General features: G+C 35.9%; 7 protein-coding genes. 1 reads left to right on the top strand and 6 read right to left on the bottom strand.

Annotated elements, in window-relative coordinates; all coding sequences use genetic code 11:
- Window positions 1-65 precede the first annotated feature (65 nt).
- Window positions 66-1,301 carry an OmpA family protein gene (locus K6119_RS06130; RefSeq protein ID WP_221836716.1) on the top strand — a complete coding sequence of 412 codons (1,236 nt, stop codon included), beginning with the start codon at window positions 66-68 and terminating at the stop codon, window positions 1,299-1,301.
- A 55-nt stretch (window positions 1,302-1,356) separates the two neighbouring features.
- Here the strand turns inward: K6119_RS06130 and K6119_RS06125 are convergent, their stop codons facing one another.
- The 6 genes from K6119_RS06125 to typA all read right to left on the bottom strand — a co-directional run bounded on the left by K6119_RS06125 (window position 1,357) and on the right by typA (window position 10,042).
- Window positions 1,357-4,278, bottom strand: a complete 2,922-nt coding sequence (locus K6119_RS06125) for a gliding motility-associated C-terminal domain-containing protein (RefSeq protein WP_221836713.1) — start codon at window positions 4,276-4,278, stop codon at window positions 1,357-1,359.
- A 136-nt stretch (window positions 4,279-4,414) separates the two neighbouring features.
- The gene (locus K6119_RS06120) at window positions 4,415-4,780 is read right to left on the bottom strand and encodes a hypothetical protein (protein WP_221836711.1); all 366 of its coding nucleotides are present in this window, start codon (window positions 4,778-4,780) and stop codon (window positions 4,415-4,417) included.
- Between the two features lie 85 nt (window positions 4,781-4,865).
- Entirely contained in the window at window positions 4,866-5,855 is a 990-nt protein-coding gene (locus K6119_RS06115) for a DUF368 domain-containing protein (RefSeq protein WP_221836708.1), read from the bottom strand.
- Window position 5,856: 1 nt separating this feature from the next.
- Window positions 5,857-6,672, bottom strand: a complete 816-nt coding sequence (locus K6119_RS06110; protein ID WP_221836706.1) for a phosphosulfolactate synthase — start codon at window positions 6,670-6,672, stop codon at window positions 5,857-5,859.
- On the bottom strand, window positions 6,665-8,089 hold the full coding sequence (locus K6119_RS06105) for a tetratricopeptide repeat protein (RefSeq protein WP_221836704.1): 1,425 nt from the start codon (window positions 8,087-8,089) through the stop codon (window positions 6,665-6,667). The genes K6119_RS06110 and K6119_RS06105 overlap by 8 nt, the downstream gene beginning before the upstream one ends.
- A gap of 165 nt (window positions 8,090-8,254) precedes the next feature.
- Window positions 8,255-10,042, bottom strand: a complete 1,788-nt coding sequence (typA, locus tag K6119_RS06100) for a translational GTPase TypA (RefSeq protein ID WP_221836701.1) — start codon at window positions 10,040-10,042, stop codon at window positions 8,255-8,257.
- Window positions 10,043-10,049: the final 7 nt, after the last annotated feature.

The raw sequence follows: 10,049 nt of genomic DNA, 5'->3' as shown, positions 1-10,049 counted from the left end.
ATGCCGGATACAATTGATTCTTCAATTGTTGGGATTGCAAAGAAAAAACATCAAAAATTAAAATTATGAAGCAGCTAACAATATTCGTGGTTATTATAATGACACATTTTATCTCAAATGGGCAAAGCACTTATTGTGACACTATATTTTTTGATCTTGACAAGTATGAAGTGAATGAAATTTCTAAAAATGAATTTATAAGTAGGATTCAAAATCAGCTAAATGGAAAAGAGGTAGTTAAAATTCAACTCACCGGACATACAGATCATCATGCTGGAAATAGTTACAATAAAACACTTGCAAAAAACAGATTGGGAACGGTAATAGAATTGTTGTCAACAGTTGGTGTAGAAGATAAAATAAAAACTGTGGTAAATGACGGTGAAGAAAAGCCCGCATTTTCAAATTCAAACAGTTTTGGACAGGCAAAAAATAGGAGAGTTGATATGATCATTTATTTTAAGGATCCTGTTATTGAAAAGGAAATTATTGAAGAAGAAAAGGAGGAAGATCTAATAATATATGGCAAAGAAGGAACTCAATTGATAATTCCTCCAAATTCTTTTAAAGAATTTGAAAACAGTGAGGTGAATTTTAGGATTCAGGAATCATATTCACTTTCATCAATGATCAGTATGAATTTGGCTACTATAACTGATGGAGGTTCTTGCTTGCGATCAGGAGGAATGCTATTTGCCAATGCATTTGTTCAAGGTCAATCTGTTGATTTGGATAAAGAAATTACAGTTAGAATTCCTGCAAATGATTTAGATACAAGTTTTAAGTTGTATGATATAAAAGTGATTAATGGAGATACTACATGGGTTGAATCTGATACACCATTAACATTTAATGAGAATGAGGGTTATTATGAATTTAAAACCAGGAGTATGCCAAGCGTTAATTTAGACGCTCCTGTTTTATCACCTGCAGCAGAAATGATAGCTAATACAAAAAACATGTTAAAAAGCTTATTTGCTGATGAGGGCTTGGTTGTAAAAACAAAAGGATTTGACTACAGTAAGGGATATCTTGTTACAAAAGATCCCAACATTGTACGACGTGGTGATTTAATTAAATCTAATAAAAGCAAATATTATCCATGTGGATCAACAACTAGCGATCTTGTTATTGCAATTGTTGAAAAGAAAGGTCACTATTATTATTTTGCTGATAAGCTAAGTGATGTAAAGTTTAAATCATTTTGGAATCGATACATTATTAAGAAGAGGGATTTTATTGAAATCCAATTGGCGGATTTAGAACAAATGGTAGAAAATACATTAGCAGAAGAATACTAAAACAAAAAAGCCTTCTGGAATTTCCAGAAGGCTTTTTTTATGAATTAGATAATTGTTATTTCAAAACAGTTACGTGTCCACGGAATTCGTATTTCTTATCGGTGTTGATTTCTCTACACTCAATCACCCATACATAAGTTCCGTCAGGCACTAAAGCTCCTCCACCGTAGCTTCCGTTCCATGAAGCGATTTGGTTATAAGATTCCCAAACCGGTTCTCCCCAACGGTTGAACATAGTTAAGTGGAAGTCATAAATGTCAATTCCATCAATATAAACTCTCCAACTTTCATTGTAATCATCACCATCAGGAGTGAAGATATTTGGAGCATATAATAATACATCTGATACAACATCTAACAAGGCAGTAGTTGAGTCAACACATCCCCATTCGTTAGTTACAACTAAATGAACCGGATACTCAGCAACAACTCCCTCAGGATATAATGCACTTGGATTCTCAACAGTTGAAGTTCCAGGTGTAACAGATCCTGGGAAATACCATTGGTAAGTATTATTAGCACCAGCTGTTACGTTATTCATATCAACTCCGGTATTAAACATGTTTGTAGGGTTAGGATTGATATAGAACAATGGAACCGGAACATCATGGATAGTTATGTACTCATAGATAGTTGTGTCATTGTGACATCCATATTGAGAATAAACTTCCATATATACGTCATAAGTTCCAACCTGATTGAATTCAATTGATAAGGTATCATCTACCATTGTATTGTCCCAGTTATAATGTACACCATTAATAAACCAGTGAATTGAATCTGTAATTCCAGGTTGAGCAACATCAGTTAAATCCCAGAACATGAAAGTAGACGGATTACATCCTTCTGTTTCATCAGTTGTAAAGATTGGTTGAGGTACTTCTCTCATAATTGTCCAAGTACACAAAGTAATTGGATCAGTTTCACAACCATCATTGATAGTAACACAATATTCAGTGTTAGTAGTAGGATTCTCATCAATATTATCTGAAATATTAGCCATTGGAGAACCATTTGCTGTCCATGAATAAGTATAATCAGGTAATCCGTTTAAGTATCCACCAATAATGTTAAATGCATTGTGTTGTGAATCATATCCAGGGCATACTGAATCGTTTTCAGTAATCTGAGCTAAAATAGCTTCATAATGATCAACATTCAATGTCAAAGTATCTGAATAACAACCTTCATCTGAGATAGCATATACATCCGAGCTAAAGTTAACTCCTGGAGGGTTTGGTGTAATACTTACACTATTAGTATTAGCCGTTGAAGCTGTCCAGTAGTACATGTATCCACTTCCCGCAGGTGCACCTGAAGCTGAAGCTACTAAGGTTGCAGTACCATTGATACATATTGTAGTATCTGAAGAAACCAAACTCATCACAATAGGAGGTGGGTCGGTTAAAGTTACCTGAGATGAGAATGAACATCCTAAATAATCTTCAGTATATACATCATAAGTACCAGAAGGTAATCCTGTGAAGTTTCCGTTATTTTGAGTGATTGGTCCTGAACCATTATCAACTGTAAATATTGAAGCACCTAAATTTCCTGATGCTGCAGTATTGTCAGATGTAACAGTAATAGTTCCATCAGAAGCTCCAAAACAAATTGGATCTGTAAATGTTGTAGTGTGTGATTCAGTTGAATAATAAACCATAACAGTATCTGTTCCTTCAGGACAAACTCCGTTGGTATCTTCTTCATGAATTACGAATCCGTAGTAACCAGGTAAGTTAACTAAAGCAGTTGTACTAGGTGAAGTAGAAGGTTGGAAAATAGCTGTTCCATTTCCACCACTAAAAGTAGAAGCAGACCCCATTGTCCAGTACATTGCACCATCATTGTATAATGTAGCATTTAAAGCAACTCCTGAAGTAGTAGAATGACAAAGTGAATCATCTAATCCGGCATCAGGTGTTACAGGTTGCACAACATGTACAGGGTAAGTTAAGTCAAACGAACCAGTAGTTGTAGTAACGGTTACTGTATAAACTACAGAATCTGAAGGGAAAACATCCATAATTGGTCCTCCGTTAGGATTGGCAACACCAGCAGCTGGTGACCATGAATATCCAGTAACGTTCGCTGGAATGGCATCTGTCATATCGATAACAGTAGTATCACCTGCACAAATGGTTGGCTCAGTACATCCGTCAATTACTAACATTACATAACCATCACCATTGTTTGCACCGGCATTACATCCACCACCAAGCGGAACTAGAGAGGATCCTCCTCCTCCACCACCTCCACCGAGGTGACCACCAGCCCAGCAGTCAGAACCACCGCCACCACCACCGTAGTAGCCTCCACCGCCCCCACCACCGGGACCGATATTGTAGCATGGGTCAACTGCACCGTTACCACCTTGTCCAAGTGATCCGGCTTGACCGCCATTTCCTGAACCCCAAGCAGCACCACCGGCACCACCTGCAGTTTGAGTTCCTCCAAAACCTGGGTCTCCCCAAGAGAACATTGTCGATTGTGATCCTGTAGCGCATCCTCCGTCACCACCTGAAGGCTCCATACCTCCACCACCACCGCCTTCACCACCACCACCGGCAGCTACTGCGATTCTGTCTCCCATTGTGTATGGACCTACTCTAATATCAGAGGCTCCACCACCACCACAGGCATCATAAGTGTAAGAGTTATTTACGCCATTTCCACCACCGTTAAATCCGCCGGATCCGTTTCCGCATCCTCCAGCACCTCCAACCCAAATCTCAATTGTAGATCCAGGAGGAACTGTTAGAACCCCGGTAATGACTGCTCCGTCTCCCTGATTGAACTGAGGACCCTGAGCACCTCCAGAACCTCCTGCCATCTCAACATATACTTGAGATGCACAAGGCGGAATGTCGTAAGTTTGAACTGCACCTGTGTAGTTAAACCACACAGTATCTTGAGCAAACGTCTGGTTTAACCCGAAAAGCAGCACGCAGCACAAAGAAGCTAATTTCAAATTCATTTTTTTTAGTTTAATTGTAGTAATCTTTTTATTTAGTTTAAGGCAAACCCGTAGGTTCAATAGCTAAACGATTTTAATCCCCTGTGGTTGCTTCATCTTTTTATTTTCTTGCATATAACAGGTATTTATAACACTGCTACTGAGCAATGTTAGATTTTTCACACTTTTTCAATTCATGAGGTGAAATCATTCTGTCATCCCCTTGAATTCCTTTGTTAAAACAGGTGATTTCATATCCTAATTTGCTAAACCAGCTGGTAAAATCATCCATATCATAATCTACATCTCCAGTCATGGTGCAGAAAAAAGTACTAGTCAAATGATCTGTATGTGTTGAGATTATGCCTTTTTTTGTAGCTATTTTTTTATCGATCTTCAGCGCTTCTTCTTTTTGGGTAATTGTCAATACTTTAAATTGAGCATAATAGTTTGGACTATCTTGACCATAAGAAGTAAAAAACAGTGAAGCGAAAATGGTGATTGTCAGAATTTTAAAAGGCAAAACTGAGTGATTTAATTATTTGACCGCAAAGTACGACATTTTCTCCCGGAATAAAACAACATTCAACGTTCTAGTTGTTAAAAAATTAATTTTCTGTTATTTTATTATTACGTTTTGAGAAAAATTCTAACCCTATCACAAGTAGTAAACTAGTGATTGCCAATAGAATAGCGAATAAAGCTTGATGATCAGTACCTGTGATATCAGCATATGTTTGTGGACTAATGTTCTTTTGAACTAATGGGATTTTTTCTCCATGACTGTTGATTCCCCATTCAGTGGTTTCTTTCCAGGGCCATATTTTATTTAAAGATCCCACCAAAAAACCTGTTAATATGGCAATTATTAAATCTTTATTTCTTTTAAATAGATAATTCAAAAGCCTTGAAAAAGCTAATAAGCCAAATACACATCCTACTCCAAAAACGGCAATTATTGTTCCCTGGTCAAAAAGCATTTCCCAATTTTTGTCCTTTAACGAATCAATGATTCCGCTAACTGCACCAAGAATTGTCGTGTAAACTCCTAATAGCAACAATATAAAACTACCTGAAATTCCCGGTAATATCATTGCACTTATAGCTAATGTTCCGCATAAAAAGATATAGAATAGGTTAGAAGTGCCTGACGAAGGTGAAACCACTGTGATAACATAAGCCACAATAGCTCCCATCAATAATCCTGAAATATTGATAGCTGACCATTTTTTAACCGTTTTTCCTACCAACCAAATGGAAGATATAATCAATCCAAAAAAGAACGACCACAATAAAATTTCATGATGTTCCAAAAGGTATTTAAGCAACTTGGCAAATGAAACGATACTAATTCCAATACCTAGAAAAATGGCTAGAAGGAAATTACCGTTCAATTCTTTCCACATGGCTTTAAAGCCTTCTTTTTTCCAAGTTTTAAGAAGCGAAAATTTAATGCCACTTATGGTTTCAAGTAGCTCTTCGTATATCCCTGTGATAAATGCAATGGTTCCCCCAGAAACACCCGGAACTACATCAGCAGCACCCATTCCTAGTCCTCTAGCGACAAGACCGAAGAATCTCTTTTTGTCTTTACTCATGCTATTCTTCTTCTGAGTCGTCTTGTTGTTGTTTCAGTGTCTGACCAATTTTTTCAGGTAAAAATTCAAAGAATGTATCACCTCTTAATCCTAATCTTAAGCATTCTAAAGGTATAACCTCATTTGGTGCAATGTTTCCAAGGTTTACATTAGCGCCAAATAATCTAATAAACCAAACTTGTTGTGTTTTTTTAGGTGCTTCCCAAAGAATACTAGAAGGGTCAATTTTTGCAATAATTTTATTGATAAGATAAGTATGTGCAGTTCCATTAGGACGAAACACTCCAACGGTACCACTTTCTCTTCCTTCAGCAATAACCTTCCATGAGCCGGCTTCCAATTCAGAGCTCATCATTTTAATCCATTTGTTTGGAGAAATAATGATTCCGGCATCTTTTGATCCTACCTCAGACATTACAGTTCTGTCTTTTGACAGCTTGCTGATGTATTCTAATTTTTTATCGTGAGGAATAATTATTGAACCATCAGATACTTCACAAAGATCCAGATCATACTTATCGAGTAATTTTCTAAAATCTGTGAATTTGTTTCTAGCAATAAAAAGCTCAAACAAAGTACCTCCAAAATAAGGTCGAATTCCTGCGCTTTTGTACAATTTGATTTTTTCTTCCAAATTTTTGGCAACGTAGGCGGTACCAAAACCAAATTTGGCGATATCAAAATAATCTCCGCTTGCTTCAAGCATGCTCTCAACCTCTGAAAGGCTTAAGCCTTTATCCATTACCATTGTAACACCAGATTCTCTTGGTTGTTCCGGTCTATTAGGGATGTGGGTAAGGTGAAAATTTTTAGTCATTATTCAGATCAAGTATTTGAAGAAATTCAGGTATTTCCTGTGCTTCAGGAAAGTGCAAAAATAGTGTTTTTGCTGAATTAGCATCAATCAAATACTCCTTCTTGAAAACTAAAAGTGATTCTGTTTTTTGACCATTTTGCCAAAGTAGAACAGAAAAGAAAATTCTTACACTGGAATCTAGATCACTTAAGTGCTCAAGTGAAGCGATATAATCTACTGCATCTTCAATGCTAAACTCAGCTTTAATTCTCGCCAATAAAATGATTGCTTCTGCATATTTAGGATCTGATTGAAGAGCTGTTTCCAATTCGTTTTCTGCTTCAATAAATCTTTCAGCTTTATAAAGTGCTTCAGCCAACACTAATCTGTAATTAGCATTCTCGGGTTGTAATTCTGCTGCACGTTGAAGATATTGTATGGCTTCAGTTGTAAAGCCTTGAAGTTCTTTGATAATACCAATTCCTAACCATGGTTCAGCCAATTCATCATTGATAGATTTTGACTTTTCATAGTATTCCAAAGCCTCGTCATATCTTTCCAGACGTTCATAAGCTTCTGCAAGATAGCTAAGTGTCAAAGCATCATCACCATCTATATCTATACATTTTGCATAAGCAGTAAGTGCTTTTTGATACTCACCAATTTGCATATAGGTATTCCCCATATTAAAATAAGCAGATGAAAATTCTTCATTAATGATTGTAGAGTAGTCATAAGCCCAAAGAGCTTTTTCGACATTGTTTTTAAGAAAATAGATGTTACCTAAGTTGTACCAGGCAGTAAATGAATAAGGATTGTTATCAATATACATTTGATAATATTCGATACACTTATCAAAATCACCAATTCTCTCATAGCAATAAGCTATTTCATAAATTGCGGATTCATTTTCGGGAGAAGCTTGTAGTAATTTTTTAAGCTCTTTTATGGCATTATTATAATCGTGAATACTTTCATATTCCAATGCCAAATCAAATCTAATATCTTCAACTTCCCAGTCTTCTTCTTGATCAGAGGCAATATCTATTGCTTTTTCAAAATACTTGATAGCATTTTCATGATCTCTAAGTTGACTAAAAACACTTGCCTTGGTAACGTATACCTCAGTATTGAAAGGTTCGTTTTTTTCTAATTGTTGTAAAATCAGTAAACTCTCCTTCAACTTACCGGTTGTAGAAAATATTTGTGCTTTTCTAAGTTCAAAAGTATTGTTGTTAGGATGTTGATCCTGAGCAAATTCAATTGCTGTCAATCCTTTCTTTAACTGATTTTTTATAATAAAATGATCGATTATTTGCTCAAGAATTTCAGAATCAAAATAATAAGCTTCTTTATCTTCAAGCATTTTTTCGAACCGTTCTAATTCGCTGTAGAATTGGGAATCGAAACCGTCTTCTTCTTCATCATCATCAAACATAGAACCTCAATTTAATTAATGTCCCATTCGCTATGGGCTCCTAACAAAAATAAAAGGAACCCTTTGCGAATCACTAGTTGTTTTTCAATGTTATTAACAATGTTATCAACAACTTACACACTAAACCCACCAAAATCAGGCCAGAAAATAAAGCCTGATAAAGACTTATTTTCCAGCTCTTTTGCGGTCTGTTTCTTTCAATAAAATTTTTCTCAAACGAATAGATTCAGGAGTCAATTCAACATATTCATCTTCCTGAATATATTCTAAAGCTTCTTCTAGAGAAAACTCTTTTGGAGGAGCGATTTTCATTTTTTCATCAGCTCCTGAAGTACGCATGTTGCTCAATTTCTTTGTTTTAGTAACGTTCACAACAAGGTCTCCTGCTTTAGAGTTTTCACCTATCACTTGCCCTTCATATATATTGACGTTTGGTTGAACGAAAAATTTCCCACGATCTTGCAAATTGTGCAAAGAATAAGGAATACTTGTTCCTGTCTCCATTGAGATCAAAGATCCGTTCATTCTACCAGGAATATCTCCTTTATATGGTTGATACTCTATGAATCTGTGAGTTACGATAGCTTCACCAGCTGTTTGTGTTAACATATAACTTCTCAATCCAATTAACCCTCTTGAAGGGATAATGAATTTACAAATCATACGTTCACCTTTAGGTTCCATGCTTACCATTTCACCTTTTCTTTTGGTAACAGCATCAATTGCAGTTCCAGAATATTCCTCCGGCAGGTCGATAGTCAAATCTTCAATAGGCTCACATTTAACACCATCAATTTCTTTAATGATTACTTGTGGTTGCCCAACCTGAACTTCATATCCTTCTCTACGCATGGTTTCTAATAATACAGACAAGTGCATTACACCTCTTCCAAAAACGTTCCATTTGTCAGCTGAACCGGTTTGACCTACTCTTAAAGCCAGGTTTTTCTCTAGTTCTTTTTCTAATCTTTCGTGAATATGTCTTGATGTCACAAATTTCCCTTCTTTTCCAAAGAATGGAGAGTCATTAATAGTGAACAACATACTCATAGTAGGTTCATCAATACTAATAGAAGCTAATGGCTCAGGATTTTCAAAATCACAGATAGTATCTCCAATTTCAAAACCTTCAATACCAGTAACGGCACAAATATCTCCAACCTGAATTTCTTCTACTTTTCTTTTCTCTAATCCGTCAAAAACAAAAACTTCTTTGATTCTTGATTTCTCCAAATCTCCGTTTCTCTTAGCCAAAATCACAGGTTGATTAGGTTTTAACGTACCTCTAGTCAATCTTCCAATTGCGATACGACCAACGAATGAAGAGTAATCCAAAGATGTAATCAACATTTGTGTATTTCCTTCGTCAAATTTTCTAGGTGGGAAATAATCCAAAATAGTATCTAAAATAGTGTCAATTGAATTTGTAGGTTTATTCCAATCTGTAGACATCCATCCATTTTTAGCTGAACCATATACAGTTTCAAATTCTAATTGCTCTTCATTAGCATCTAATTCAAACATCAAATCAAAAACTTTTTCATGTACTTCATCAGGCGTACAGTTTTCTTTATCGACTTTGTTGATAACCAATAATGGTTTAAGACCTAATTCTAACGCTTTTTGTAAAACAAATCTTGTTTGAGGCATAGGACCTTCAAATGCGTCTACAAGTAGACAAACGCCATCTGCCATATTAAGTACACGTTCAACTTCTCCACCAAAGTCACTGTGACCCGGTGTATCAATGATATTGATTTTGGTGTCTTTATAAAAAACGGATACGTTTTTAGATGTGATAGTAATACCTCTTTCTCTTTCAAGTGGATTACTATCCATAATCAATTCACCAGAACTTTTAATAGGGTTTTTACCGGCTTCAATCATACGGTCTACCAATGTGGTTTTACCGTGGTCAACGTGTGCAATAATTGCAATGTTTCTAATTTCCATTTTATAT

This window comes from Paracrocinitomix mangrovi (assembly GCF_019740355.2).
Lineage (GTDB): Bacteria > Bacteroidota > Bacteroidia > Flavobacteriales_D > Crocinitomicaceae > Paracrocinitomix > Paracrocinitomix mangrovi.
This window is presented reverse-complemented; position numbering and strand designations above follow the sequence as displayed.

What these genes read in the sequence shown, in the direction of transcription:
- K6119_RS06105 (WP_221836704.1), bottom strand. Translation starts at nt 8,089, where the DNA reads ATGTTTGATGATGATGAAGAAGAAGACGGTTTCGATTCCCAATTCTAC.
- K6119_RS06110 (WP_221836706.1), bottom strand. Translation starts at nt 6,672, where the DNA reads ATGACTAAAAATTTTCACCTTACCCACATCCCTAATAGACCGGAACAA.
- K6119_RS06125 (WP_221836713.1), bottom strand. Translation starts at nt 4,278, where the DNA reads ATGAATTTGAAATTAGCTTCTTTGTGCTGCGTGCTGCTTTTCGGGTTA.
- K6119_RS06115 (WP_221836708.1), bottom strand. Translation starts at nt 5,855, where the DNA reads ATGAGTAAAGACAAAAAGAGATTCTTCGGTCTTGTCGCTAGAGGACTA.
- K6119_RS06130 (WP_221836716.1), top strand. Translation starts at nt 66, where the DNA reads ATGAAGCAGCTAACAATATTCGTGGTTATTATAATGACACATTTTATC.
- typA (WP_221836701.1), bottom strand. Translation starts at nt 10,042, where the DNA reads ATGGAAATTAGAAACATTGCAATTATTGCACACGTTGACCACGGTAAA.